The 26,704-nt window shown below is 64.5% G+C and carries 19 protein-coding genes; 12 read left to right on the top strand and 7 right to left on the bottom strand.

Features of this window, described 5'->3' with window-relative positions; all coding sequences use genetic code 11:
• The 3 genes from FW760_RS21410 to pvdO all read right to left on the bottom strand — a co-directional run.
• A partial coding sequence (locus FW760_RS21410; RefSeq protein ID WP_446443937.1) for an amino acid adenylation domain-containing protein occupies positions 1–6,087 on the bottom strand: 6,087 nt, incomplete at its 3' end.
• Between the two features lie 120 nt (positions 6,088–6,207).
• Positions 6,208–7,857: a cyclic peptide export ABC transporter gene (locus FW760_RS21405; protein WP_116053338.1), complete on the bottom strand. Its 1,650-nt coding sequence runs from the start codon at positions 7,855–7,857 to the stop codon at positions 6,208–6,210.
• 139 nt (positions 7,858–7,996) lie between these two features.
• Positions 7,997–8,875 (bottom strand): dihydropyoverdine dehydrogenase, encoded by an 879-nt coding sequence (gene pvdO, locus FW760_RS21400; protein ID WP_116053341.1) that lies wholly within the window; start codon positions 8,873–8,875, stop codon positions 7,997–7,999.
• Between the two features lie 189 nt (positions 8,876–9,064).
• Between pvdO and pvdP the strand changes: the two genes are divergently transcribed.
• On the top strand, positions 9,065–10,696 hold the full coding sequence (gene pvdP, locus FW760_RS21395) for a pyoverdine maturation tyrosinase PvdP (RefSeq protein WP_104572890.1): 1,632 nt from the start codon (positions 9,065–9,067) through the stop codon (positions 10,694–10,696).
• 12 nt (positions 10,697–10,708) lie between these two features.
• Here the strand turns inward: pvdP and FW760_RS21390 are convergent, their stop codons facing one another.
• From FW760_RS21390 to FW760_RS21380, 3 genes are read right to left on the bottom strand one after another with little or no spacing between them, the layout of a single operon-like run.
• A complete protein-coding gene (locus FW760_RS21390; RefSeq protein ID WP_116053344.1) occupies positions 10,709–12,100 on the bottom strand; it encodes an efflux transporter outer membrane subunit in 1,392 nt (463 codons plus the stop codon).
• 7 nt (positions 12,101–12,107) lie between these two features.
• Positions 12,108–14,075, bottom strand: coding sequence for a MacB family efflux pump subunit (locus FW760_RS21385; protein WP_104572888.1), 1,968 nt, complete (start codon positions 14,073–14,075; stop codon positions 12,108–12,110).
• On the bottom strand, positions 14,076–15,254 hold the full coding sequence (locus FW760_RS21380; protein WP_104572887.1) for an efflux RND transporter periplasmic adaptor subunit: 1,179 nt from the start codon (positions 15,252–15,254) through the stop codon (positions 14,076–14,078).
• 255 nt (positions 15,255–15,509) lie between these two features.
• Between FW760_RS21380 and FW760_RS21375 the strand changes: the two genes are divergently transcribed.
• The 3 genes from FW760_RS21375 (at position 15,510) to FW760_RS21365 (ending at position 18,042) form a co-directional block, all read left to right on the top strand.
• Positions 15,510–15,986 carry a sigma-70 family RNA polymerase sigma factor gene (locus FW760_RS21375; protein ID WP_104572886.1) on the top strand — a complete coding sequence of 159 codons (477 nt, stop codon included), beginning with the start codon at positions 15,510–15,512 and terminating at the stop codon, positions 15,984–15,986.
• A 169-nt stretch (positions 15,987–16,155) separates the two neighbouring features.
• A complete protein-coding gene (locus FW760_RS21370) occupies positions 16,156–16,641 on the top strand; it encodes a histidine kinase (RefSeq protein WP_116053347.1) in 486 nt (161 codons plus the stop codon).
• An 84-nt stretch (positions 16,642–16,725) separates the two neighbouring features.
• Positions 16,726–18,042 carry an MFS transporter gene (locus FW760_RS21365; RefSeq protein ID WP_104572884.1) on the top strand — a complete coding sequence of 439 codons (1,317 nt, stop codon included), beginning with the start codon at positions 16,726–16,728 and terminating at the stop codon, positions 18,040–18,042.
• A gap of 76 nt (positions 18,043–18,118) precedes the next feature.
• On the opposite strand, the gene FW760_RS21360 is transcribed toward FW760_RS21365, so the two are convergent.
• Positions 18,119–19,783 (bottom strand): electron transfer flavoprotein-ubiquinone oxidoreductase, encoded by a 1,665-nt coding sequence (locus FW760_RS21360; protein WP_043863152.1) that lies wholly within the window; start codon positions 19,781–19,783, stop codon positions 18,119–18,121.
• A 543-nt stretch (positions 19,784–20,326) separates the two neighbouring features.
• Here FW760_RS21360 and FW760_RS21355 point away from each other — a divergent pair.
• From FW760_RS21355 to FW760_RS21320, 8 genes are all read left to right on the top strand, one after another.
• A complete protein-coding gene (locus FW760_RS21355) occupies positions 20,327–21,076 on the top strand; it encodes an electron transfer flavoprotein subunit beta/FixA family protein (RefSeq protein ID WP_043863151.1) in 750 nt (249 codons plus the stop codon).
• The gene (locus FW760_RS21350; RefSeq protein ID WP_043863150.1) at positions 21,077–22,006 is read left to right on the top strand and encodes an electron transfer flavoprotein subunit alpha/FixB family protein; all 930 of its coding nucleotides are present in this window, start codon (positions 21,077–21,079) and stop codon (positions 22,004–22,006) included. It abuts the gene before it with no gap.
• A gap of 94 nt (positions 22,007–22,100) precedes the next feature.
• Positions 22,101–22,907, top strand: coding sequence for a substrate-binding periplasmic protein (locus tag FW760_RS21345; RefSeq protein WP_244988700.1), 807 nt, complete (start codon positions 22,101–22,103; stop codon positions 22,905–22,907).
• A gap of 9 nt (positions 22,908–22,916) precedes the next feature.
• Positions 22,917–23,270 carry a DUF4398 domain-containing protein gene (locus FW760_RS21340; protein ID WP_043863148.1) on the top strand — a complete coding sequence of 118 codons (354 nt, stop codon included), beginning with the start codon at positions 22,917–22,919 and terminating at the stop codon, positions 23,268–23,270.
• A complete protein-coding gene (locus FW760_RS21335) occupies positions 23,267–24,076 on the top strand; it encodes an OmpA family protein (RefSeq protein ID WP_043863147.1) in 810 nt (269 codons plus the stop codon). The genes FW760_RS21340 and FW760_RS21335 overlap by 4 nt, the downstream gene beginning before the upstream one ends.
• Before the next feature lie 189 nt (positions 24,077–24,265).
• Positions 24,266–25,711 carry an aminotransferase-like domain-containing protein gene (locus FW760_RS21330; protein WP_078480451.1) on the top strand — a complete coding sequence of 482 codons (1,446 nt, stop codon included), beginning with the start codon at positions 24,266–24,268 and terminating at the stop codon, positions 25,709–25,711.
• Between the two features lie 67 nt (positions 25,712–25,778).
• Complete coding sequence (locus tag FW760_RS21325) at positions 25,779–26,309, top strand: hypothetical protein (RefSeq protein ID WP_043863145.1); 531 nt, start codon at positions 25,779–25,781, stop codon at positions 26,307–26,309.
• 127 nt (positions 26,310–26,436) lie between these two features.
• A complete protein-coding gene (locus FW760_RS21320) occupies positions 26,437–26,691 on the top strand; it encodes a YkgJ family cysteine cluster protein (protein WP_043863144.1) in 255 nt (84 codons plus the stop codon).
• The last annotated feature ends 13 nt before the right edge of the window (positions 26,692–26,704 follow it).

Below are 26,704 nucleotides of genomic sequence, written 5' to 3'. Positions count from 1 at the left end.
GGAGCCGGGGGTCCGCTCGACCTGGTCTTCGATCAGTTGGTGCACGCAGCGTTCGAGCGGGTATTCGGTGCTGGTGGCGTTCCAAGCCTGGACGACCTGCTGGCGTTCGATCGGCGCGAGCATCTCCAGCTCGCCCAGGTGCTGGCGGGGGTTGTCGCGCATGCGTTCGAGCAGGTTGAACAGGTGCTCGCCGATGGCCTGCACGCCCGCGTCGCTGAAATGCTGTCGCGAATAGCTGGCATGCAGCAGCAGCGAGTCGCCAGCACTGATGGCCAGGGTCAGCGGGTAGTTGGTCTGTTCGTGATAGTCGACTGCACCGAATGTCAGCCCGGCGGGCGCCTCCTGTTTCAGGGCTTCGGCCACCGGGTAGTTCTCGAACACCAGGATGTTGTCGAACAGTGCCTCGCCCTGTTGACCGGACCAGCGCTGGATATCGCTCAGCGCGGTGTGTTCGTGCTCACGCAGGCCAAGGTTGATTTCCTGCACCTGCTGCAGCCAGCTGGCCACGCTGACGTCGGGGCGCGGGCTGGCGATGACCGGCAGGGTGTTGATGAACAGGCCGATCTGCTGTTCCACGCCTGCGATATCAGCCGGGCGCCCGGCCACGGTGGCCCCGAAACATACGCAGCGCTGGCCGCTGTACTGTTGCAGCACTACCAGCCAAGCGGCTTGCACGAGGGTGTTGAGGGTGACTTTCTGCTGGCGTGCGAAGTCGTTGAGGCGTTGAGTGCGTGGCGCATCCAGGCTCAGGTAGCAGGCGCCATGGCCCTGCGCCGGCGTGCTGTTGACGACCGAATGCGCGAGCCGGGTGGGCTCCTCCAGGTCGGCCAGTTGAGTGTGCCAGTAGGCCTGGTCAAGTACGGCGTCCTGACGGCCGAGCCAGTCGATGTAGTCGCGGTAGCGGCCTGGCGGGGTAGCGAGGGCCTGGCCGCTATAGCGTTGCAACACTTCGCCGAGCAACTGCGAGGTGCTCCAGCCATCCATCAGGATGTGGTGGCTGGTATGGATCAGGTGATAGTGCCCAGGTGCGGTGCACACCAGCACAAGCCTGAACAGCGCAGCCTTGTCCAGCGCCAGGTCCTGTTGCAGCTGCTCGGCGGCCAGTGCGTCGAGCGCGCCCGGCAGGTCAGCGCGTTGCTGCCAGTCGAGCAGGCTGAACGGCACGCGCATCTGCCTGTACACCGCCTGCAGTGGCTGCGCCATTTCGCCTTGCCAGAGGAACACCGTGCGCAGGCTGTCGTGTCGGTCGACGGCGGCCTGCCAGGCTTCGGCGAATGCCTGGGGGTCCAGGCCGCTGATGTCCAGGCGCATCTGGTTGATGTAGCTGCGACCGTCCAGGTCGTGGGCTTCCTTCTCGTAGAGTGTATGGAACAGCATGCCTTGCTGCAGCGGCGACAGCGGATAGAGGTCGTCAATCAATGCCAGGTCGATCGGCAGGGCATCCAGTTGCGCCTGGTCGAGCCCGGCCAGCGGGAAGTCCAACGGGGTAGCGCCCTGATTCAGGCTGTCACAGCAGTGGTCGATCAGTGCGCCGAGCTCTGCGACATAGTCCTCTGCCAGACGCTCTATCACCTGCGGGGCGAAGCGGTTCTGGTCATAGGTCCAGCTCAGGCTCAACTCGCCGGCGTACACCTGGCCATTGATGCTCAGCCAGTTGCTCAGCGGGGCATCGGCGTGTTTCTCGGCACCTGCCGCTTCGCTGGCCGGTATCAGCAGCGGTTGCTGGGTGTCATCGAAGCTGGTGTCGAACTGGCCGAGGTAGTTGAAGGTGATACGTGCATCTGGCAGCGCCTGCAACACGTCGCGCACGGCTTGCTCGCCCAGGTAGCGCAGGGCACCGAATCCGATGCCTTTGTCGGGTATGCCACGCAGTTGCTCCTTGACCTGCTTGATGGTGGCCTGCAGGTCATGTCCCGCCGACAGCCGGAGCGGGAAGGCACTGGTGAACCACCCCACGGTACGGGTGAGGTCCAGCCCTTCACTCAGCTCTTCGCGGCCATGCCCTTCGAGCTGGATGAGGTTGTCGGCCTGTCCGGTCCAGCGTGCGAGTACTCGGGCCAGCGCGCTGAGCAGCAGGTCGTTGACCTGGGTGCGGTAGGCCGCAGGCGCCTGTTGCAGCAGGCGCCGCGTGCGTTCGCTGTCCAGGTGCGAATCGAGCAGCGCGACCTGTGCCGGTGCGCCCATGGCGCTCCGGGCATCGGGCAGGTCGGCTGCGATGGCCTGGTGCTGGTCCAGCCAGTAGTCCAGCTCGCCGATAGCCTGGCCCCTGGCATGCTCGCGCAGCGCCTGGGCGAAGGCCTGCAGCGAACTGGTACGGGCCGGCAATTGGGGGGGCTGGCCAGCCAGGCACTGCTGGTAGGCGCTTTGCAGGTCATCAAACAGGATGCGCCAGGAAACCCCGTCGATCACCAGGTGGTGGGCTACCAGTAACAGGCGTTGACGCCCATCGGCCAGGCTCACCAGCAGCGCGCGCAGCAACGGGCCGTGTTCGAGGTCCAGGCTGCGCTGGGCGCGTTCGCACAACTGCTCCAGTTCGCGATCATCGCACGCCACCGCTTGCAGCAGGGCGTTGTGGGCGTCGGCAGGCGCGCGGTAGACGCTGTTCCAGCCCTGTGCCTGCTGGGTGAAACTCAGGCGCAATGCGTCGTGGTGGTTGATCAGGGTGTTCACTGCCTGTTCCAGCACAGCGGCATCGAGTGGCTGCCCGGCCGGCTTGAGCAGGACCGACTGGTTCCAGTGATGACGTGATGGCACCGGCGTATCGAAGAATGCCTGCTGAATCGGCAGCAGCGCGACCGTGCCGCTGGCCGGCCCCTGGTCGATGTGTGCAACCGGGTCGTCGAACTGTGCGACCTGGGCCAGCCCCTGCACGGTCTGGTGCTGGAACAGCTGTTTGGGAGTAAAGCGAATGCCAGCCTGACGGGCGCGGCTGACCACCTGGATGGAGACGATCGAGTCGCCACCCAGTTCGAAGAAGTTGTCGTTCAAGCCGATGTTCGGCTGCTTGAGCACCTCCTGCCAGAGCATCGCGATCTGGCGTTCCATGGCGCTTTGCGGGGCCGCGTACCGGTAGCCGGTGGGCGCGGTGTCGGGCATAGGCAAGGCCTTGCGGTCGAGCTTGCCGTTGCGTGTCAGGGGCAGGCCGTCGAGCAGCAGCAAGTGGGCCGGTACCATGTAGGCCGGCAGTTGCTGTTTGAGCCCGGCGATCAGGGCCTGGCGCAACTGGTCCTGCGCCTGAGCATCGGGCAACGGCCGGGTGGCCACCACATAGGCCACCAGGCGCTGGTTGCCCAGGTAGTCCGGGGCCAGTACCACGGCTTCGGCCACCTGGGGCTGTCGCAGCAGGCGTGCCTCGATCTCGCCCAGTTCGATGCGCAGGCCGTGCAGCTTGATCTGGTGGTCGATGCGGCCGACATAGTCGATCACGCCGTCGTCGCGATAGCGGGTCAGGTCGCCACTGCGGTACAGGCGCTCGCCGTGTCCGGCGAAGGGGTCTGGCACGAAGCGTTCGGCGGTCAGCCCGGGTCGGGCGTGGTAGCCGCGGGCCAGGGCCACGCCACCGATCAGCAGCTCGCCACTGACGCCGATGGCGCAGGGGTTCAGCTCGTGGTCGAGCACGTGGGTGCGCAGGTTGCTGATTGGCTGGCCGATGGGGACGATGGCGCCGTCGGGCGTGGCCGGCACGCTGTAGCAGCACGTGTCGATGGTGGCTTCGCTGGGCCCGTAGAGGTTGTAGATACGGGCGTCGCTGACGCTGCGCAGTTGCTGCACCAACGCCGGGCTTAGCGCTTCGCCGCCCAGCAGGATTGCCCGCAGGCTGGCCAGTGATGTGCGCTCGGCCTGGCCCATCAGGGCTTGCAGCAGCGAGGGCGCGGCTTGCAGCACGGTGATGCGCTGGGCCTGCACTTCGGGCCACAGCAGCGACATGTCGTCGTTCAGTTCAGGGCCAGCCAGCACCAGTTGCGCGCCGTTGAGCAACGGCAGCCAGAACTCCCAGACCGAGGCATCGAAGCTGAACGCGGTTTTTTGCAGCACCCGGTCCTGGGCCTGCAATTGCAGGGTCTGCTGCATCCACAGCATGTGGTTGGTGAGTGCGCCATGACGAACCTGCACACCCTTGGGGCGACCGGTGGAGCCGGAGGTGTAGATGATGTAGGCCAGGTTGTCCGCGTCGACCACTGGCGTCGGGTTGCTGTCGGCATACCCCTGCAGTTCGTTGTCGGCCTGCTCCAGCAGCATGACCGGCAGGGCCTCGGGCAGCAGCAGGCCAGGGTGCACCGATGCCTGGGTCAACAGCAGTGCAATGTCGCTGTGCTCGATCATGTAGGCCAGGCGATCCTGCGGGTAGCCGGTGTCCAGCGGCACATAGGCGCCCCCGGCCTTGAGCACGCCCAGCAGCCCGATCACCATCTCCAGGCTGCGCTCGCACGCAATGCCCACGCCGACCTCTGCACCTACGCCCAGCTCCAGGAGCTTGTGCGCCAGGCGGTTGGCGCGCTGGTTGAGTTGACGATAGGTGAGAGCGGCACTGCCCAGGCGTACGGCGACGGCATCCGGGGTGGCGTGCGCCTGACGTTCGAACAGGGTCTGCAGGTTGGCATGCGCGCCGAAGTCCGTGGCTGTGGCGTTCCAGGTGTGGAGGGCCATCTGCTGTTCGGCACGCTCGAGCATTGGCAGCTCGCCCAGGCGCAGTTGAGGCGTTTCGACAAGCCCCTGAAGCAGGTGCTGCCAGTGGCCGGCCAGACGCTTGATGGTCTGTGGCAGGAACAGTGCGGTGCTGTAGCTGAACGTGGCGTCGATCTGCTGCTGGCTGTAGTCGATCTCCAGCGACAGGTCGAACTTGGCCTGCTGCTGCTCGACACCGAGAAATTCCACCTCCAGGCCATCCAGGCGTAGTTGTGCTGCTTCCTGGTTGGCCACGCGCCAGTTGAACAGCGTCTGGAACAGCGGGTTGGCCTGGGTGCTGCGTTGCAGTTGCAGGTCTTCCAGAATCAGCTCGATGGGGTAGTCGGCGTGCTCCAGTGCGGCCAGCGACTGTTCGCGCAGGCGTTGAAGGAATTCGGCGACGGGTTGCGCGCCGTCGAGTCGGGCACGGTACACCTGGCTGCTGACGAAGAAGCCGACCAGCGCCTGTGTCTGGCCCTGGCTGCGGGTTGCATTGGGCACGCCGACGGTGAAGTCGTGCTGGCCGGTATAGCGACCCAGCAGCAGTTGCCAGGCACCCAGCAGCACGATGAAGGGGGTCAGCCCCTGTTGCTGGCAGAACCGCTGCAGGGCGCTGCCCAGCGAGGCCGGCAGGGTTAGGCAATGGTTGCCGACGAGGTGTAGCTGGTCTGGTGCATGCGGCCTGTCGAAGGGCAGGTCCAGGCTCGGCAGCTCGCCGTCGAGCACTTGCTTCCAATGGGCGGTCGCGCGTTCGTGGGCGGCGCTGAGCGGGTACTGCTGGCGCTGCCAGTGCGCGTAGTCGGCGTATTGGATCGACGGCCGCTGCAGGCCACCGGGCAGGCCTACCTGCGCTTGCGCAAAGGCTTGGGCCAGGTCCTGCAGCAGGATCGCATTGGACCAGGCATCGGACACGATGTGGTGCATGTTCAGTAGCAGCACGTGCTCGCTGGCACCGGTACGCAACAGCGTGCCGCGAATCAGAGGTGCCTGGCTCAGGTCGAACGGTTGGGCCAGGTCGGCGTCATGGTGCCGGCGTATGGCTGCGTCGCGCTCGGTGGCGGGCAGTTCGCCCAGGTTGTGCCGTGCAAGTATCAGTCGCGCCTGGCGGTCGACCTGCTGCTGCGCCAGGTTGTCGATTTCGACGAAGCGGGTGCGCAGGATATCGTGCTTGTCGATCACTGCATTCAACGCCTGCTCCAGCGCGTCGGCGTTCAGCGGACCGTTCAGGCGCAGTGCGCGAGGCAGGTTGTAGGCACAGCTCTGCGGGTCGAACTGCTGCAGGAACCAGAGGCGCTGCTGAGCGAAGGACAAGGCGCCATGCGAGGGTGCGCAACCGGCCTTGATCACGTGTTCGGAGCCGGCTTCGTCGGCCAGCAGCAGGGCCAGCAGGTCGTCGTCGGAGGGGTGGTTCATCTGATTCATGTCGATCTCGTCGCCGTCGGCAGAAATTGAGCGTTGTCAGGAAGACGAAGGGCGACGAATGCGATTTAGTTGCAAAGGCGGGCAGCGGCGAGCGGCGGTGCGCTCGCCGGTTCAAGGCGTTCAGGCGAAGACTTTTTCGCTGACCACACGACCGCCGTGCATGCGCACCAGTTGGTCGGCCACGTCGAAATAGCGGTCGTCGTGGGAGATCACGATGATGGTCTTGCCCAGGCGTTTGAGATCGGGCAGCAGCTCGGTGTAGAAGATCCGGCGGAAGGTCGGATCCTGGTCGGCGGCCCATTCGTCGAACACCAGCACCGGGCGCCCGTCGAGCCATGCATTGACCAGGGCCAGGCGCTTGCGCTGGCCGGTGGACAGGTCGGTGGTGGTGAAGGCGCCGTCGCGCACGCTGACCTTGTGCGCGATCTCCAGGCGTTCCAGGTACTGCGCGGCATCGTCGGGCAAGGCGCCTTCGCGCTGCACCAGTTCGTCGAACAGGAAGTAGTCGGCAAAGATGGTGGTGAACAGCTGGCGGTAATCGTCCAGGCCAGGCGCATCAACAGCCTTGCCGTTGAGCAGCACCATGCCCTGTTGCGGCGTGTACAGGCCCAGCAGCAGCTTGATCAGGGTGGTCTTGCCGCAGCCGTTCTCGCCGACGATGAACAGGATCTCGCCGGGCTCGATGTTCAGGTTGACCGGCCCCAGGCGGAAGGGCGCGGCGCCGGGTGCCGCCGGGAAGCTGTATTGAACGTCGCGCATTTCCAGGCCCTCGAAGGCGCCTGCGGGCTTTTCTGCAGCGCTGAGCAGCAGGTGTGGCTCGGGCGAGGAGAAGCGCTCGGCCAGGTCGGCGATGCGGCGGAAGGCGATTTGCGCCCGGCTGATGATCGGGATGTTGCCGATCAGGTTCTCCAGTGGGCCTTTCATGTACAGCAGTACCAGCACGAAGCCGCTCAGCGCGGTGGGGTTGCTGGCCGGCCAGAACGCCTGCAGGGCCAGGGCCAGGCCGATGACCACGAAGAACAGCATCGAACCCAGGCTCTTGGCGATCACGAAGATGTTGATGGCGCGTACATGGGTATCGCAGATGAAGTCGGCGGTGCCCTGGATGTTGCGGGTGAACATGGCGTGGCGGCGTGGGCGGTGGATGCGCAGTTCCTTGGCGCCCTCGGCGATTGCCTGGTAGTGCTTCTGCAGGTTGTCCTCGGCGTCGCGCGCGGCATGGAAACCCTTGACGCCGCGGCGCTGGGCAAAGAACTGCACCGCCGAACCGATGCCGATGGCGATCAGGGTCATCAGGCAGATCGGCCAGGACAGCATCGCCAGGTAGCCCAGGCAGCCGATCACCACGGTCAGCGAGATGGCCAGTGGCGCGAACGAAAAGGCGAAATCGCTGATGGTGTCGACGTCGTGGGTCAGCACCGGGATCAGGCGGTGGGTACGGTAGCGCTCGATCTGCTCGATCGGTGCGGCGAGCACCTTGGCGCCCAGGTCCTTGCGCAGCTTGGCGATGATGTTCTGGCCGACGTAGTTGCTGCCGATATCGGCCACGATGGTGCTGAGCAGGGCCAGAACGCATAGCCCGGTAAACGCCAGGACCACGCCCTTGCCCATGCCGCCGGCATCGTGCAGGCCCTGGTTGACGGTGGCCAGCAGGGCGGTGACGCTCAGGCCTCCGACGATACCCAGCGCGATCGAGGCGATCACGATGGCGCGGTAAGGCCTGAGCAGGCTGAAGAGTTCGCGAATGGCGCTACGCGGTGCTGCGGTCATGAAACTACCTCGGTCGCGACGTGGCTACGTGCTAAGGGCGAGTGGACCCGCGCACGGCGGGCTGTCTGAAACTGGACGAGTGGATGCGCGGGGGATTTAGTGAGGGCGCCGGCGCGGCACCGGCGCCCTGGCCGGTCGGCTACAGGTCGCGCATCACACGAAAGCCCAGCCAGTCGCCGGCGTTGTCCGAACAGCGGTCGTTGCGGTTGCCTGAGCGCGAGAAGATCGGCGCTTCGGTCCAGTCGTTGCCGCGGATGTGCCGGTAGTCGCAGGTGGGGTCGCTCGGCTTGGGGTCGATCCAGGCGCTGCCATCGGTGGGTGCGCCGACGTAATCGTCATGCACGCTGTCGGCGACCCATTCGTAGACGTTGCCGTGCATGTCGTACATGCCGAAGGCGTTGGGGGGGAAGCTGCCCACCGGGGCGGTGAAGCTGAAGCCGTCTTCAGGCCCGTAGGTGTTGGCATGCCTGGCGATGCTGTATTCCTTGCCTTCGTCGAAGGGGAACGGGAAGGGGCCGGTGCTGCCGGCACGTGCGGCGTACTCGCGTACCGACTCGCTGAGCATGCGGTAGGGCTTGCCGGTCTTGTTCGACAGCCAGTCGATGTAGCGCTGCGCTTCGTGCCAGGTCATGCAGACGGCGGGGTGACGCGCGGTGGTCGGGTAGCTGGGGTTGCCGGCGCTGCATTTGCGGCCGGGGCGGTCATCGGCGTCGGGCATCTTGTAGCCGGTGTCGCGCAGAAATGCCTGCCACTGGCCGATGGTCACGGTGAAGCGGCTGACGGCAAATGGCTTGCTGAAGGTCACCTGGTGCAGCGGGCCTTCGTCGGGCTGGTGGCCGACTTCGTCATCAGGGGTGCCCATGGTAAAGCTGCCGCTGGGCAGCACGACCATTTCAGGGCAGTCCTTGCAGTCCTGGAACACCTCGCCCGGGGGCGGTACGGCGGCGTGTGCGGCGGGCATCAGGCAGGCGAGCAGGGCACCAAGGGCCAGTGCGTTGTGCCAGGGGGTCGGGATCATCTGGGGTCTCCATGAGGGGCGGATCGCTGCACGCAGGCAGGGACGGTACGCGGTGTGCTCCCCAGGAAGAACGAGCGCAGGGCCGATTAATTTATCCGGCACCGGGTGTGGCGCCGACACTAAATTTAACCTTCAAGCCTACGTCCTAGCTTGGATAAAGCCTGCTTCCAGGCTGATACAGGTAGGGCAATGACGATATCTCGACGAGGATTTGTCGCAGGCCTGGCACTGACCGGTGCTGCGGTGCCTGCTGCGTTGTACGCGCACAAGGAACTGACGCGACCCGAGCATCCGGTTACCCCGGGGGAAGCCAGGGTCGAGCTGCCGGATACGGCAGGACGCCAGTTGGCCGATCAGTTGCGCGGGGTGTGGAGCCTGCGCCTGGAAGGGCGCGATGCGGGACTGGACGGCCTGGCCACGCATGACCTGGAGGTGTTCATCGACATTGCACCGCGCGGGCGCGCGGTTCGCGGTTTCATCGACACCGCGCAGGCCCTGCGTGCCCCCGCGGCCCCGCGCTACAGCCTGCTGGGCGACCTGGCCACGCCGGGAGCGGGGGAGCTGACGTGGCGCCTTTTCGATCGGGAGCAGGGGCTGCAGCAACCGGTCTACGAATTGAGCATGGTGCTGGATGAGGTGTGGGGTGAATTTGCCAATGCCGGCAGCGGCACGCTTACCGGGCGCATTGCGCGCCTGGACCGCAGCCTTGCCCTGGTACAGCAGGACAACCGTTTTGTCGCCACCCGCAAGCTGTTCCCGGAAGCACGCGAGCGCATAGGCTTGCAGCCGGCCCTGCTGAACTGGCTGATTTCCGACGAGCACAGGTTGTTTCACCAACTCTGGCACGCTTCGCGTGACCAGTGGCACTCGTTGCCCGAAGACAAGCGCAATGCTCTGCGCGGGCTTGGCTGGCAGCCCGGAACGCGCGAGCGCGAGCGCGATGCGCGGGGGCCGACCAAGGACCGCAATGGCTCCGGGGTGGATTTTCTGTTCATGCATCGACATATGCTGCAGACCGCGCGGGGGTTGCAGGACCTGCCTTCCTGGCCGCGCTTTCCGGCGCCACAGCCGGAGCTTGAACGCGACCGCCTGGGCTTTGCGCGCTACTTCGACAACCATGACGGCTGTGCGGTGCCGCCAACCTGGCTGGCGCCGGGGGATGCCGAGTACACCCAGTGGGTCAGTGACATCAAGAGTGCCGAGACCTACCACAGCAATTTCGAGGTATGGGAGTCGCAGTACCGCGACCCGCGCTACCTGTCGCGCCTGACCCTGGGACAGCTGGGCTCGGAGATGGAGCTGGGCCTGCATGACTGGCTGCACATGCGCTGGGCGTCGGTGCCGCGTGACCCGTCCAACGGTGCGCCAGTACCCATGGCGCGTGACCTGGACGACTTCTCGGCGCGTTGGTACGGGCCCGAAAACGACTTTCTCGGCGATCCGTTTTCCTCCCATGTGAACCCTGTGTTCTGGCTGTTCCATGGCTGGATCGATGACCGTATCGAAGACTGGTTCCGCGCCCACGAACGCTTCCACCCCGGCCAGGTGACGCGCAACCGGGTCAATGGCGTGCCGTGGTTCGCCAAGGGGCGCTGGGTCGATATCAGGCAGCCCTGGCTGGGCCCTGTGACCCATGGTTGCAGCACCACGCCAGGCCTGCAGCCGGGCAAGAGTGTGGAGATGGACCCGGAGACCATGAAGCTGGCGCTGCGGGTGATCGTCGCCAATACCAAGGACAAGCAGCGTTTCAAGGGGTTGCTGCGCCGGGTGCCGCAACGGCCCTGGTACGCGCGTCACCTGGTGGTCACGCGTCGCACCTGAGGGCAGGTGCAGTCATTGCACCTGCCACCCCCCTCCCACAGCCTTGTACAGGGCGATGCTGGCCTGCAGTCGCTGCAGATGCAGCAGCACGGCCTCGTCCTGGCTTTCGTACAGGCTGCGTTGCGCGTCCAGCACATTGAGCAGCAATTCGGCGCCTGCCTCGTAGCGTGTGCGTGCAATGTCGAAGGCCTGCTGGGCCTGGTTCAGCTCGACGCGCTGCCATTGGCGCTGGCGATCGAGGCCGTCGATGCTGTTGAGGGCCTTTTCGACATCGGCAAATGCGTTGATCAGTTCGCCGCGGTATTTTTCCAGCAGTTCCTGCTGCACGGCGGTGGCCTTGTCGCGTTCGGCGCCGAGCCGCCCATTGTTGAAGATCGGCGCACTGAGGCCGGCCGCCAGGCTGTAGAACGGGTTGCGCAGCACGTCGGCGGCGACGTTGGCGCCGGAGCCCAGGCCGGCAGTCAGGGTCAACTTGGGCAGCATCGCGGCGCGCGCCACCTGCACGTCGGCCTTGGCCGCTGCCAGGCGAGCCTCGGCCGCGGCGATGTCTGGCCGGCGGCTGAGCAGGTCGCTGGGCAACCCGGCATCGATGCCAGGGGCGGCGATGCGGTTGAAATCGCTGGCGTGCAGGGTGAGGGCCTGCACCGGCTTGCCCAGCAATGCGGCCAGGGTGATGCGGGCCTCGGTGGCCTGCTGGCGCAGCAACGGCAGCCGGCGCTGCTGCGCAGCGACCAGTACTTGCTGCTGGGCCAGCTCAAGTGCAGTTGCCGAGCCCGCGTTGTACTTGGCGCGTACCACCTCCAGTACCTGCTGGGCGTTGGCCAGGTTGAGGCTGGCGATACGCTGCTGTTCGTCCAGGGCCAGGGCCTGCAGGTAGAAGCTGGCCACGTTGCTGAACAGGGTCAGGGTGACGGTAGCCTGGTCGAACTCGCTGGCCTTGAGGGCCTGCTCGGCACTGTCGCGTGCCGCCGCATTGCCGCCCCAGAAGTCGACCTCGTAGCTGGCGTTGAAGCTGGCGCTGTAGCTGACCGATTCTCGGTCGTTGGTGCTGCTGGAGGTGCCGTAGCCGTTGTGGTGCATCTGTTTTTCGCGATTGCCGGCCAGGGCTGCGCCAACTTCGGGCAGCAGCGTGCCGCCAGCGATGGTGCGCGCCGCACGGGCCTGGCGCACGCGGGCGATGGCAGCGGCAATGTCGTAGCTGCCGCTGTCGGCCTGTGCGATCAGTTGGTCGAGTTCGGGACTGGCAAAGCTGCGCCACCAGGCGCGGTTGCTGTCGCGCACCGCCTGGGTGTTGGCTGACTGCCACTGTTGTGGCGGGGCAAACCCGATGTCCGGCGGGGTGGGTGGAGTGCTGCAGGCACTGAGCAGCAGGGCCAGGCTCAATGCGCTCAAGAGCGGTTTCATCGGAGGTTCATTCACTGGTGAGGGCCTTGACCGGATCGAGACGGGCTGCTTTGCGTGCGGGCATGAAACCGAATACCACGCCGGTGATGACCGCGCAGGTGAATGCGCCAAGCATGGCGCCCAGGGTAAAGGCCACGGCAATGTCGGCCAGCAGCAGGCCGCCGCCGATCAACAGCGCCAGGGCAATGCCGGTGATGCCACCGACCATCGACAGCAGCACCGCTTCGCTGAGGAACTGGCGCAGGATGTCGCGCTGGCGGGCGCCGGTGGCCATGCGGATGCCGATTTCGCGAGTGCGTTCGCGCACGGTCATCAGCATGATGTTCATCACCCCGATGCCGCCCACCAGCAGCGAAATGGCTGCGATTGCGCCCAGCATCAGCGACAGGGTGTTCTGGGTGCGGGCCTCGGCCTGGATCAGCGCCGCATCGTTGGTCAGCTCGAAATCATGCTTGCCGTTGTGCAGGCGGCGCATCAGGTGATCGATGGCCTGCTCGGTTTCCTTGACCCGGCCCGAGTCGACTGCGCCGATGGTGACGTACTCCGGATCGCGGCTGCCGAACAGGCGCACGGCAGCGGCGGAGTAGGGCACCACGATGCGGCCATCGCTGTCCTGATTGCCGGAGCTGGAACCTTTTTCGGCGAGTATGCCGATGACCTGGAAGGGCACGTTGCCGATCAGGATGTACTGACCAATAGGGTCGCCGGCATCCTTGAGGAGTTTTTCCCTGACCTTGTGACCGATCACCGCGACGGCTGCGGCAGCATGTTCGTCAGCGTCGGTGAAAAAGCTGCCTTCGACCACCGGCCAGTTGAAGATCTCGGGGAAGTGGGTGTTGTTGCCGCCGACGTAGAAGCGCTGGTTGCTGTTGCCGTAACGCACCGTCAGTTCGCTGCCGATGACCGGCATGATCATCTTCACCTGCGGTAACTGCGCCACTGCTGCCACATCGTCGAGGGTCACCACTCCGGCGGGGGCGTTGTGCGTTGGCTCGCTGCCGCTGAGGTAAAGGATGTTGGAGCCGAAGGCGGCCATCTGCGCCATGACCTGGCGCTTGCTGCCTTCGCCGACGGCCAGCATCACCACCACCGAGGCCACGCCGATGACGATGCCGAGCAGGGTCAGGGCGGTGCGGAAGCGGTTGATCCACATCAGGCGCCAGGCGGCCTGCAGGGCTTCGATGAGCTCGCCTTTCCAGGCCCCGCTCTGGGTGGCGCCGCGGTCCAGGCGCTGGCGCAGGTCGTCTGCATTCAGGCTGGCCACCGCTGCGCGCGCTGGCGCCGCCGCGTTGGCCGAGTCGCTTAGGATCAGGCCGTCGCGGATCTCGATGATGCGCTTGGCGCGCGCGGCGACTTCGCGGTCATGGGTGATCAGGATCACGACGTGGCCCTGGCCTGCCAGTTCGTCGAGCAGGCTCATCACTTCGGCGCCGCTCTGGCTGTCGAGGGCGCCGGTGGGTTCGTCGGCCAGGATGATGTGGCCGCCGTTCATCAGCGCGCGGGCAATCGAGACGCGTTGTTGCTGACCGCCGGACAGCTGGTGCGGACGGTTGCCCGTGCGGGTGGCCAGGCCCAGTCGGGCCAGCAGCCCGGCCGCGCGGGCATGGCGCTCGGCGGCAGGGGTACCGGCGTAGATTGCCGGCATCTCGACGTTTTCCTGGGCCGACCCGGAGGCGATCAGGTGGTAGCCCTGGAACACGAAGCCGAAGGCTTCGCGACGGATCCAGGCCAGTTCGTCGCTGTCCAGTTCGGCGACATCCTTGCCAGCAAAGTAGTACTGGCCGCTGGTGGGGCGGTCGAGGCAGCCCAGGATGTTCATCAGGGTCGACTTGCCCGAGCCCGAAGCCCCGACGATGGCAACGAACTCACCGGGCTGGATGGCCAGGCTGATACCGCGTACCACCTCGACCTTGGGCGTGTCGATGCCGCCGTAGGATTTGCGTATGTCGCGCAGTTCGATCAGGGGCGTGGACATTCAGCCTCCACTGGCGGCGGGCGCGCCGATCAGCAGGGTGTCGCCCTCGGCCAGGCCTTCGAGGATCTGCACGCGCAGGCGATCGCTGAGGCCGGCGCGAACCTGGCGTTGCTCGACCTTGCCGTTGGGGTGCAGTACCTGGACCAGGCGCATGTCGTTTTGCCGGGCATCGGGCTCCAGCGCCACGATCGGGGCAGTGAGCACGTTGCTGGCCTGGCCGGCGACGAAGAACACCTGGGCGGTCATTTCCGCCATCAGGGAATTGTCGACGTTGTCCACGTCCAGCAGGACGGTATACAGCACGACCTTGCCCCCACCGCCGGAGGCGCTGGAGCTGGTGGGGCTGCCACCGCCCTGGCTGATCTGGTCGAGCGGCTTGGGCGGTACCGGCAGGATCTGGCGCACGGTGCTGCTCCAGCGGCGCTTGCCGCCGGCCAGGGTGGTGAAGTAGGCCTGCATGCCGGGTTTGACGTTGCCGATGTCGGCCTCCGAGACCTCAGCCCATACGGTCATCGGCGACAGCTTGGCGATGCGCAGGATCAGCGGTGTTTGCTGCTGCGCGTTGAGTGTCTGGCCCTCACGCGCATCCACGGCGACCACCGTGCCGGACATCGGCGCGTAGATACGCGTGTAGCCCAGCTCTGCCTCGTCGCTGCGCAGGCTGGCCTGGGCCTGCAGGATTTGCGCCTGGAACATGCCGATGCGTGCCTGGGTGACTTTCAGTTGTGCCTGTGCGGTCTGCACATCCTCTTCGCGGGTAGCGCCGCTGGCGGCCAGTTGCTGCTGGCGCTTGAGCTGATGCTCGGCCAGGGTGTACTGGGCGCGCTGCTCCTGCAGCTGGGCCTTGAGGTTCTCGATCGAATAGCGGCCTGCATCGAGGCGTGCCTTCTGGGTCGAAGGGTCGATCTCGACCAGCAGTTGGCCTTCCTCGACGTGGTCTCCGGTTTCCACATGCAACTTGCGGATCTGTCCCGAGGCCTGGGCGCCGACATCGACATAGCGGCGTGGCTGCAGGGTGCCGAGTGCTGTCACGCTGCTTTCGATGTCGGCGCGGGTGACCTTGATGGTGTTCGAGGGCTCACCACCCAATGGCAGGGTTTGCCAGGCCGCCAGGCTGCCGGCGGCGAGCAGGCCGAGGCCGCAGAGCAACAGGCGGCGATTTTTCGTAAGACGTGTCATGCGGGCTTCCAGCCAGAAGGGTTGACCCGCGAGTTGCTGGCGTAGACAGCGCAGGCACGGGGGCTCCTCGTTAGACGAGCTATATGCACAGGAATTTACCGGCGCACATTCAGGGTCGCAGGCCGTGCAGTCGGGTAATCTGCGAGGCGTGACGGAGGTTGCTGAGAATAATAATAATTTGTATTGTTGCCTACTGGCTTCACCCTGATTCTCCATTCTCGGCGCTTTAGCGCCGAATCCTGGCCAGGTGTCGTTTTGGAAAACTACTATCGCGAACTGGTGAGCTTTCTGTGTGTTCGGCTGGGCAGTCGCCAGGCGGCCGAGGACGTGGCCCACGACGCTTATGTGCGAGTGCTCGAGCGACATGGCGAACAGCAGATCGAGTATCCGCGGGCCTTTCTCTACCGTACCGCGCTGAATCTGGTGATCGACGACCATCGGCGTAGTCAGGTGCGGCACAACGAGCCGCTGGAAGTGCTCGACACCGACGAGGCATTCCGTTCGCCGGCGCCCTGCCAGCGCATGGACATGGATCGCCGACTGGAGCTGATGCAGCAGGCGTTGGGGGAACTAAGCCCTGGGTGCCGGGACAGTTTCCTTCTACGCAAGCTGGAGGGGCTTTCTCACCAGCAAATTGCCGAAAGACTCGGAATTTCTCGCAGTCTGGTGGAAAAAAATATCGTCAATGCCATGAAGCATTGCCGGGCGCGGATGCGCCAAAATTCCGTCTGATGCACTGGTCAGCAACAAACAATTGAGGCTGCGCCTTGATTTCCCGGCATTTCCCTACAACTATCTATCAGATCCGTCACCTGACGTAATGCCTGTCGCAGCCTGAGGTTTATCGTGGCGTAGTAGCGGTCAAGGAATGTCTTCCATGCTCTCTATCCAGGCCCTTCCGATGCCCGACAAGTCCATGCGAATCCTGATTGCCGATGAGCACCCCATCCAACTGCTGCAGTTGGAGAAGATGCTCAACGGCCTGGGGTATTACCGGATTGCCCCTGTCGAGACCTTCGACGACCTGCAGCGCCTGGTGCAGAACGCGCTTTTGCCGTTCAGTCTGCTGGTCGGAAATATCGACCTGGCCAGCCACGTGGGGGTCGATCTGGAGCGGTTCTGTCGCGTGAGTACGCAGATCCAGCATGTGCTGCTGTATGAGTCGCAACACCTTCGCGTACCTGCGGTGCCTGCTGGCCAGCGTCAGGCGGTGAGCGTCAGCCTGCCCAAGGTGCCCGACAACGAGGCCCTGCAGTCCTTCATGGCTATCATCGATGCCCCACTGCTGCTTGGGCAGTTGCCCAACCCCGGGTACAGGCCTGCTGGTAACGCGCCCCCCATGCGCCGCCTGAACATGGGGCATACGATGTTCCCTCGCGAGGCCTGAGCCGTTCGCCGCTTTTTGGTATGCTCTGCGCCTGTCCTGGCGCGCCTTGCTGCGCGCAGTGAGCCTATCGAAGCGGATGCCTTTATGACTGCCACCAACCCTGCGCGCCCGCTGCGGCTTTCGCGCGACGACCACAAGACCCTGGGCCTGGCGGCGCTGGGCGGTGCGCTGGAGATCTACGATTTCATCATCTTCGTGTTCTTCGCGCTGACCCTGAGCCAGCTGTTCTTCCCGCCCGAGATGCCGGAGTGGCTGCGTCTGCTGCAGAGCTTCGGGATCTTCGTCACCGGGTACCTGGCGCGGCCGCTGGGCGGCATCCTGATGGCGCATTTTGCCGATCACCTGGGGCGCAAGAAGGTGTTCAGCCTGAGCATCCTGATGATGGCGCTGCCGTGCCTGCTGATCGGGGTGATGCCGACCTATGCCGACATCGGCTACGCGGCGCCGCTGATCCTGCTGGGCCTGCGCATTCTGCAGGGCGCGGCGGTGGGCGGCGAGGTGCCAAGCGCCTGGACCTTCGTCGCCGAGCATGCGCCGGCCGGGCGGCGGGGCTATGCGCTGGGTTTTCTGCAGGCCGGGCTGACGTTCGGCTACCTGCTGGGCGCGCTGACCGCCACGGCGCTGGCCCAGGTGTTCACCGCCCAGGAGATTCTGGACTACGCCTGGCGCTATCCATTCTTGCTGGGCGGGGTGTTCGGCGTGATCGGGGTGTGGCTGCGCCGCTGGCTGAGCGAGACGCCGGTGTTCCTGGCGCTGCGCGAGCGGCGTGAACAACCGGTGGCCTTCCCGCTGCGCACGGTGCTGCGCGAGCACCGCCGCGCGCTGGTGCCGGCGGCCCTGCTGACCTGCGTGCTGACCTCGGCGGTGGTGGTGCTGGTGGTGATTACCCCGACGGTGATGCAGCAGCGCTTCGGCATGAGCGCGGCCGACACCTTCGCCCTGAGCGCGCTGGGTATCGTGTTCTTGAACATCGGTTGCGTGCTGGCCGGCTTGCTGGTGGACCGGGTAGGTGCCTGGCGCGCGCTGATGGTCTACAGCCTGTTGCTGCCGTTGGGAGTGGGGGCGCTGTATGCCAGCCTGATCGGCGGCTGGGGCTGGACCGGGGTGGCCTATGCGCTGGCAGGGCTGGCCTGTGGTGTGGTGGGGGTGGTGCCGTCGGTGATGGTCGGGCTGTTTCCGCCGGCCATTCGCGTGTCGGGGATTTCCTTTACCTACAACCTGGCCTATGCGCTGTGGGCCAGCACCACGCCGCTTATGCTGATTGCGCTGATGCCGTGGAGCCCATGGGTGTGTGTGGGGTTCTGCCTGCTGATGGGCACGGTGGGCCTGCTCACGGCGGTGTACTTCAGTGCGCGGGAGGACCTGCGGGCCGGGGATGAACTGGTGTTGGCGAAGGTGTGAGACCGTTTGCTCGAACGCCTTCACGAAAAAGCCCCCAGCGCCGCAAGGCGTGGGGGCTTTTTTTTGTGGGCGGTACTTACATGTTCGGGTAAGTCGGGCCGCCAGCACCTTCCGGGGTGACCCAGGTGATGTTCTGCGAAGGGTCCTTGATGTCACAGGTCTTGCAGTGCACGCAGTTCTGGGCGTTGATCTGGAAGCGCTTGCTGCCGTCTTCCTGGCTGATCACCTCGTATACGCCGGCCGGGCAGTAGCGCTGCGCCGGTTCGTCGTACAGCGGCAGGTTGGTGCCGATCGGAATGCTCGGGTCGGTCAGCTTAAGGTGGCACGGCTGCTCTTCTTCATGGTTGGTGCTGGAGAGGAACACCGAGCTCAGCTTGTCGAAGCTCAACTTGCCATCGGGCTTGGGGTAATCGATCTTCTTCGAGTCGGCCGCCAGCTTGAGGCAGGCGTAGTCCGGCTTGGTGTCGTGCAGGGTGAACGGCAGCTTGCCGCCGAACCAGTTCTGGTCGACATAGTTGAATGCCGCGCCGAGCATCGGGCCGAACTTGTGCATCGCCGGGCCGAAGTTGCGGCTGGCGAACAGTTCTTCGTACAGCCAGCTGGCCTTGAAGCCGTCGACGTAGGCGGTCAGTTCGTCGCCACCCTCGCTACCGGCCAGCAGCGCATCGGCCACCGCTTCGGCTGCGAGCATGCCGGACTTCATGGCGGTGTGGCTGCCCTTGATCTTGGCCACGTTCATGGTGCCCAGGTCGCAGCCGATCAGCGCGCCGCCCTTGAATACCATTTTCGGCAGCGAGTTCAGGCCGCCCTTGGCCAGGGCACGGGCGCCATAGCTGATGCGCTTGCCACCCTCCAGGTACTGGGCGAGCACCGGGTGGTGCTTGAGGCGCTGGAACTCGTCGAACGGGGAGAGGTAGGCGTTGGCATACGACAGGTCGACGATCAGGCCGACCACCACCTGGTTGTTTTCCAGGTGATACAGGAACGAGCCGCCGGTGTTCTCGGTGCTCATCACGTCCAGCGGCCAGCCGGCGGTGTGGATCACCAGGCCTTGCTGGTGCTTGGCCGGGTCGATTTCCCAGATTTCCTTGAGGCCGATGCCGTAGTGCTGCACGTCGCTGGCGTTGTCCAGGTCGAAGCGCTTGATCAGTTGCTTGCCGATATGCCCACGGCAGCCTTCGGCGAACAGCGTGTACTTGCCGCGCAGTTCCATGCCGGGGGTGTATACGCCTTCCTTGGGGTTGCCTTCGCGGTCGACACCCAGGTCGCCGGTGATGATCCCGCGGACCACGCCGTTTTCATCGAACAGCGCTTCCTGGGCAGCGAAGCCTGGGTAGACTTCCACGCCCAGGTTCTCGGCCTGCTGGGCCAGCCAGCGGCACAGGTTGCCCAGCGAGATGATGTAGTTGCCTTCGTTGTGCATGGTCTTGGGCACGAACAGATCGGGCACCTTGACCGAGCTGCTGGCGTCGCGCAGCACGTAGATGTCGTCGCGCTTGACCTCGGTGTTCAGTGGCGCGCCGAGTTCTTTCCAGTCCGGGAACAGTTCGTTCAGGGCACGCGGCTCGAACACCGCACCGGAGAGAATGTGTGCACCGACCTCGGAGCCTTTCTCGACCACGCAGACGCTGATTTCATTACCGGCTTCGGCGGCCTTCTGCTTCAGTCGGCAGGCGGCGGACAGGCCTGCCGGGCCAGCGCCGACGATGACCACGTCGAATTCCATGTATTCGCGTTCCACAGGTTCTCTCCTACTCAAGGCTCATCGGTTTTTCTTTGTTGGCGGGTGTCAGGCGGTCATTTCGAAGTACCCGGGTGTGTAGCTCGGGTGATGACGGACTACACCGCTTTCTCTTGGCCGCGCATTATATCTACACCACTTGCGAGGTCCAATACAAACGTTTGTTTGAATTTGCCGCAGCCCAGTAAAATCAAAGACGCACGGCTTGAAGCTGGCTGGTTTGCCGTATTGACCGGATTGGGCGTTACGGTCAAGATACGGGCGGTTTTACGCTCGCCGTAGGCTGACCGTCGGATGCAGGAGCACCCCTAAAAACCAGGCAAAAAGCAGGGCAGTTACGCCAGGACCCGCCTTTGTAGTGGAGTTTACACGCCACGACAAACAATGACCCACGGGTTTTGCGCGCAAGCGTCGAGAACAGACTGCACAGTCAGTTGAATTTCACCTGCTCGCGTTCGTTTTTGGAGGTGCCCTTGTACCCACGCGCAATCGCCCGGTTCTGCCCAGGCGACATTCTTTTCACCGGAGAGTAACGAGGAATCCATGAAGGTTCTTGTAGCTGTCAAACGAGTGGTCGACTATAACGTCAAGGTTCGCGTCAAGGCGGACAACTCCGGCGTAGACCTTGCTAACGTCAAGATGTCCATGAACCCCTTCTGCGAAATCGCCGTAGAAGAAGCCGTGCGCCTGAAAGAGAAGGGCGTGGCGAGCGAAATCGTCGTCGTTACCGTCGGCCCGGCCACTGCCCAGGAGCAGCTGCGTACCGCCCTGGCACTGGGTGCCGACCGCGCCGTGCTGGTCGAGTCGGCTGAAGAGCTGACCTCGCTGGCCGTGGCCAAGCTGCTCAAGGCTGTGGTCGACAAGGAGCAGCCGCAGCTGGTCATCCTTGGCAAGCAGGCCATCGACAGCGACAACAACCAGACCGGCCAGATGCTGGCTGCGCTGACCGGTTATGCCCAGGGTACTTTCGCCTCCAAGGTGGAAGTGGCCGGCGACAAGGTCAACGTCACCCGTGAAATCGATGGCGGCCTGCAGACCGTTGCACTGAACCTGCCGGCCATCGTGACCACCGACCTGCGTCTGAACGAGCCGCGCTATGCGTCGCTGCCGAACATCATGAAGGCCAAGAAGAAGCCGCTGGAGACTGTGACTCCGGACGCGCTGGGCGTTTCCACCGCCTCTACCAACAAGACCCTGAAAGTCGAAGCGCCAGCTGCACGCAGCGCTGGTATCAAGGTCAAGTCGGTGGCTGAACTGGTCGAGAAACTGAAGAACGAGGCGAAGGTAATCTAAATGACTATCCTGGTTATCGCTGAACACGAAAACGGCGCCGTTGCCCCGGCGACCCTGAACACCGTTGCTGCCGCCGCGAAAATCGGTGGCGATATCCACGTACTGGTCGCTGGCCAGAACGTGGGTGGCGTTGCCGAAGCTGCCGCGAAAATCGCTGGTGTGGCCAAGGTGCTGGTAGCCGACAACGCTGCCTATGCGCACCAGCTGCCGGAAAACGTCGCGCCGCTGGTGGCCGAGCTTGGCAAGGCCTACAGCCACGTGCTGGCACCTGCTACCTCCAACGGCAAGAACATCCTGCCGCGCGTTGCCGCGCTGCTGGACGTCGACCAGATCTCCGAGATCATCGCGGTCGAGTCGGCTGACACCTTCAAGCGTCCGATCTACGCCGGTAACGCCATTGCCACCGTGCAATCGAGCGCTGCGGTCAAGGTCATCACCGTGCGTGCCACCGGCTTCGACGCCGTTGCCGCCGAAGGTGGTTCGGCTGCTGTCGAAGCGGTTGGCGCTGCCCACGATGCGGGCAAGTCGGCATTTGTCGGCGAAGAGCTGGCCAAGTCCGATCGTCCTGAGCTGACCGCTGCCAAGATCGTCGTTTCCGGCGGTCGCGGCATGCAGAACGGTGACAACTTCAAGCACCTGTACGCGCTGGCCGACAAGCTCGGCGCCGCCGTGGGTGCTTCGCGCGCCGCGGTCGACGCAGGCTTCGTGCCCAACGACATGCAGGTCGGCCAGACCGGCAAGATCGTTGCGCCGCAGCTGTACATCGCCGTCGGTATCTCCGGCGCGATCCAGCACCTGGCCGGCATGAAGGACTCCAAGGTGATCGTTGCGATCAACAAGGACGAAGAGGCGCCGATCTTCCAGGTGGCCGACTACGGCCTGGTCGCCGACCTGTTCGAAGCCGTACCTGAGCTGGAGAAGCTGGTTTAATCCAGCCGCTTCACTTATAAAGAGCCCGGTCTTTTGATCGGGCTTTTTTATTTCGCGACGCAAGGGAGGCATGTGCATGGGGTGGCTTGGCCGAATGGCGATGGCAGGATTGCTGGGGTTTGCCTGCTTGCCCACGGCGGCGCTGGCGGTGGGCAAGTGCGAGCGTCTGGTGGCGACCGGCAGCCCCGATGCGCCGCCCTATGCCTGGCGCGACCCGCAGGACCCCAGGCACCTGATTGGCGCCAACGTCGACCTGCTCAAGCAGGTGGCGACGGAGCTTGGGCTGAAGGTCGAGGTGCTGTACGCAGGCAAGCGCAACGAGGCGCAGGATGAAGTGCGCAGCGGACGCATGGACCTGCTGGTGGATGCGCCGCTGGCCACTGAAGACCTGACCCGTGTCGACTTCATCCACCCGGCGCTGCTGCAGAACGACTACCTGGTGTGGACCCGGCACGACTCCACGCTGGCCTACGACGGCCTGGCCGATCTGCACCAGCACCAGGGCGCGATCTCGGAGAAGGCCAGACTGACCCCGGCGTTCGCCCAGTTTGCCAAGGACCAGTTGAAGCTGGCGCCGGCGCAGAACCTGACCCAGGCATTCCAGAAGCTTTTGCTTGGCCAGGTCGACTATGTGCTGGCCGGGCGTTACGCCGGCATGGCCATGGCGCAGACCCTTGGCATGGCCAACGACCTGATCGCCCGCGGCCTGCCGCTGGATCGGCCCGGGCTGTACCTGGCGCTGTCGCACAATTCGGCGTGCAATGACGCCTGGTTGCGCGGACAGCTGGCCAAAAAACTGACAGAATTGCCGGCCTCAGGCGTGCCTCAGGCAGTACTGCAACGCAATGTCGAGCGCTGGAAGGCGCAGCTGCAGCAACCGCTCGACGCCCCCAAACAGTAGGAAGATTGTGTGAGAACTCAACCGCTTTTCGCTGCCATGGCGTTACTGGCCCTGGCCGGTTGCGCTGCCGACCCGGCGCCCCACGAGCAGATGCGCCTGTCCGAACAGGCGCTGGAGCAGGCCAAGGCCGTCGGTGCCACCGACGAAGTGGCCGAGCTGAAGCTGGCCGAAGACAAGCTTGCCCGCGCCCGCAGCAACATGGCCAGCGAGTCGTACCGTGATGCGCGGCTGCGCGCCGAGCAGGCCGAGCTTGATGCGCGGCTGGCCGAAGCCCGGGTGCTGACCCTCAAGAGTCAGGAGCAGCTGTCGCTGCTGCAATCGCGGGTCAATCGTCTGCGCAAGCAGTTGGGGGAGCAACAGTGAGTTCGATCAAGCCCTTGGTGGCCGTGTTATGTGCAGGTGTGCTGGGGTTGCAGGGCTGCGCCAGCGAGCGCAGCGAAACCGCCCTCGACCAGGCCGCCGCCAGTTTCCAGGCAGTGAAGGACGATTCCAATGTGCTACGCAGTGCGCCGCGTGACGTGATCCGCGCCGGCGAGTCGCTGGCCCGTGCCGAGCGGTTGTCCAGCTACGTGGGCAGTGGTGCGGACGTGCGCCATTACGCCTACCTGAGTCAGCGCTACAGCGAGATTGCCCGCGAGCACAGCAACCTGGTGCTCAATCAGGAGCGCCTGGCCAAGCTCGAACTGGAGCGCCAGCGCCTGCAGCTGGCCCTGCGCGAGGCCAAGCTGGTCAGCGTGCAGCAGCAGGGCAAATGGCTGGAGGCGCAGATCGTCAGCCTGGCCACGACCCAGAGCGACCGTGGCTTGGTGATGACCCTGGGTGACGTGCTGTTCGATACCGGGCAGGCCGAATTGAAGAACTCCGCCAGCCGTACCGTGCTCAAGCTGGTGCAGTTTCTGCAGCTCAACCCCCGGCGCGTTGTGCGCATCGAGGGGTACACCGACAGCACCGGCACTCCCGAGGACAACCTGACGCTGTCGCGTGATCGTGCGCAGGCCGTGGCGGACATGCTGGTCGACCTGGGCGTCGACGAAAAACGCATCCAGGTCGAAGGCTATGGCGACCAGTACCCGATCGAGGCCAATGCCTCGGAGCGGGGCAGGGCGCAGAACCGTCGGGTGGAGATCGTGTTTTCCGACGAGAAAGGCCACCTGGGCGCGCCGCGCTGAGGTCGAGGTAAACAAAAAACCGGTGATACTCACCGGTTTTTTTATGCCGCAAAGCTTGAAAAAGCCGCTGTCACACAACTGTGTAGTCGACTATTCTGGCATCTGTGCCCGTACACTTATGCACTGTTCCGGTATTCTTCGCCGACTGTACAAGAACAATTAGATAGCCCGCGTTTCGAGATCCGTCCCATGACCAATCTGTTGCTCTACCAGCGCATCGCCCAGCAACTGGCGGAAGACATCCGCCGCGGCGTCTATCAGCCCGGTGAGCGCGTACCGTCGGTACGCAAGATGAGCTCGCAGCTCAATGTCAGCCATGCCACCGTGCTGCAGGCCTATGCCAACCTCGAGGACCAGGGGCTGATTCGCGCGCGGCCGCAATCGGGCTACTACGTCCACCAGACCCCGGCCCTGACTGCGCAGACCCCGGACATCGCGCGGGTCGAGCGTCCAGGGCTGGTCACGCGCAGTAGCATCATCCAGCAGGTACTGACCGAAGCCCGGCGTGATGGGGTGTTCCCGCTGGGGGCGGCGGTTCCGCATGTGGACTACCTGCCGGTGCGCGCGCTGCACCAGCAACTGGCCAAGGTCACGCGGTTCCAGAGCCCGCGCGCGTTCAGCTACATGTTCAGCCCGGGTTTCGAGCCGCTGCGCCGGCAGATCGCCATTCGCATGCGCGACGCCGGGGTGGTGGTCGACCCGTCCGAAGTGGTGGTGACCCACGGTTGCGTCGATGCGCTGCAGATGTCGTTGCGGGTGCTGACCCGGCCAGGCGACCTGATCGCCGCCGAGTCGCCCACCTATTACGGGCTGCTGCAACTGGCGGACCTGCTGGGGCTCAAGGTGATCGAGATTCCCAGCGACCCGGCCACCGGCATCAGCCTGGAGGCCCTGCAACTGGCGGCCAACCAGTGGTCGATCAAGGCGCTGGTGCTGACTGCGCGGTTGAGCAACCCGTTGGGCGGCACCATTCCCGAGGAACGCCAGAAGCAGTTGCTGCGCCTGGCCTCGGATTTCAACATCCAGATCGTCGAGGACGATATCTACGGCGAGCTGATGTTCGAGCAAGGGCGCACCAAGGCGCTCAAGGCCTTCGACCGGCTGGGGCGGGTGATCTATTGCTCGAGCTTTTCCAAGACCCTGTCGCCGGGGGTGCGTATCGGCTGGATGATCGCGGGCAACTATCAGCAGGAAATCCAGCGACTGCAGACCTTTACCACGCACTCGGCGTGCAGTGTGACGCAGATGGGGGTGGCGGCCTACCTTGAAAATGGTGGCTATGACCGCCATCTGCGCTACATTCGCCAGGAATATCGCAAGAACCTCAGTGCCTACCAGCTGGCGGTACAGCAGCACTTTCCGGAAGGCACCCAGATGAGCCGGCCTACCGGGGGCTTCATCCTGTGGGTCAGCCTGCCGGGGCGGGTCAACACCCAGGAGTTGCATGTACGTGCCTTGCAGCAGGGCATCAGCATCGCGCCCGGGCTGATCTTCAGTAACACGGAGCAGTTCAACCACTGCATTCGTCTCAACTGCGGCATTCCGTGGAACCGCGAGGCTGAGCGGGCGCTGCTGACATTGGGGATGCTGGCCCATCAGCTTTGCCAGGAAACCGTCTCGGGCGGATACCTCTAGATCGCGGGCTTGCCAGCGACTGCAGGAACAGGGAGCATGTGCGACTCATGAATACGTCTCGTTGCCTATGAAAGCGTTGAGCTGTGCTGCCGTGATGTTGTGTGCGCTGGGCCTGTGTGCAACGGGCCCGGCACTGGCTGTGCCCGGACCGGGGCCGATACTGCTGGCACAGGCGTCGGCTGCCCCGGCACCGGACCGGAAGCCTTCGACCCAGGCCCCGGTAAAAGCGAGTGCCAAGCCACAGGCCAAGCCCAAGGCGCAACCCAAGACCAAGGCTGGCGACCCCAGGAAGACGCCGGCCAAGGCGGTAAAGTCGGGCAAGCGCAAGGCCTCCGAGGTGATTGCCGCGCCCTTGCCCAAGGCGCGCCTGGATCTGAGCCTGCCCCCGGAGATGGTCAAGGACCTGCAGCCGAGCAGTCAGGAGGAAGTTCGTGTGCGACGTCCGCTGCTGCCGTCGTTGTTCGAAGAAAAGCCTGCCGCGGACAGCCCGTTCCAGCTCAATGGCCGCTTGATCAGCAACGAAATGCAATTGCAGTTGCGCAATGATGCCCGTCAGGACATCGAGGGTGCAGCCATCGATTTCGAGTTCAAGCAATAAACGCTGCTCGACCTGCCGGTCACATTCTGCGCGGCGATATTTCATCTGAGCGGTAATTTCAAACACCTGTTTTAGCGGTTACTATCCCCATTCACCCATCATTTGTTAGGCCGAGGTCCATGTCGTCATGAACTGCCGTGAAGGCTGTGGCGCTTGCTGCATTGCCCCTTCCATCAGCTCGCCCATTCCTGGCATGCCGCACGGCAAGCCGGCTGGCGAACGCTGTGTGCAACTGTCCGAGCACAACCTCTGCAGTCTGTTCGGCCAGCCTGAACGGCCGGCGGTGTGCTCGGGCTTCCAGGCGGAGGTGGACACCTGCGGCAATGATCGCGACGAGGCGATCAGGATCATCGGTTGGCTGGAGCAAGTGACGGCGGCTTGAGTGAGTGGAACTT

The sequence above is a fragment of the Pseudomonas sp. 1176_21 genome (assembly GCF_052850635.1).
This window is presented reverse-complemented; position numbering and strand designations above follow the sequence as displayed.

Excerpts from the sequence above, each read along its gene's own strand:
- FW760_RS21405 (WP_116053338.1), bottom strand. The coding sequence starts at position 7,857 with ATGACCGCAGCACCGCGTAGCGCCATTCGCGAACTCTTCAGCCTGCTC.
- FW760_RS21350 (WP_043863150.1), top strand. The coding sequence starts at position 21,077 with ATGACTATCCTGGTTATCGCTGAACACGAAAACGGCGCCGTTGCCCCG.
- FW760_RS21320 (WP_043863144.1), top strand. The coding sequence starts at position 26,437 with ATGAACTGCCGTGAAGGCTGTGGCGCTTGCTGCATTGCCCCTTCCATC.
- FW760_RS21390 (WP_116053344.1), bottom strand. The coding sequence starts at position 12,100 with ATGAAACCGCTCTTGAGCGCATTGAGCCTGGCCCTGCTGCTCAGTGCC.
- FW760_RS21330 (WP_078480451.1), top strand. The coding sequence starts at position 24,266 with ATGACCAATCTGTTGCTCTACCAGCGCATCGCCCAGCAACTGGCGGAA.
- FW760_RS21345 (WP_244988700.1), top strand. The coding sequence starts at position 22,101 with ATGGCGATGGCAGGATTGCTGGGGTTTGCCTGCTTGCCCACGGCGGCG.
- FW760_RS21385 (WP_104572888.1), bottom strand. The coding sequence starts at position 14,075 with ATGTCCACGCCCCTGATCGAACTGCGCGACATACGCAAATCCTACGGC.
- FW760_RS21355 (WP_043863151.1), top strand. The coding sequence starts at position 20,327 with ATGAAGGTTCTTGTAGCTGTCAAACGAGTGGTCGACTATAACGTCAAG.
- FW760_RS21380 (WP_104572887.1), bottom strand. The coding sequence starts at position 15,254 with ATGACACGTCTTACGAAAAATCGCCGCCTGTTGCTCTGCGGCCTCGGC.
- pvdO (WP_116053341.1), bottom strand. The coding sequence starts at position 8,875 with ATGATCCCGACCCCCTGGCACAACGCACTGGCCCTTGGTGCCCTGCTC.
- FW760_RS21365 (WP_104572884.1), top strand. The coding sequence starts at position 16,726 with ATGACTGCCACCAACCCTGCGCGCCCGCTGCGGCTTTCGCGCGACGAC.
- pvdP (WP_104572890.1), top strand. The coding sequence starts at position 9,065 with ATGACGATATCTCGACGAGGATTTGTCGCAGGCCTGGCACTGACCGGT.
- FW760_RS21325 (WP_043863145.1), top strand. The coding sequence starts at position 25,779 with ATGAAAGCGTTGAGCTGTGCTGCCGTGATGTTGTGTGCGCTGGGCCTG.
- FW760_RS21370 (WP_116053347.1), top strand. The coding sequence starts at position 16,156 with ATGCCCGACAAGTCCATGCGAATCCTGATTGCCGATGAGCACCCCATC.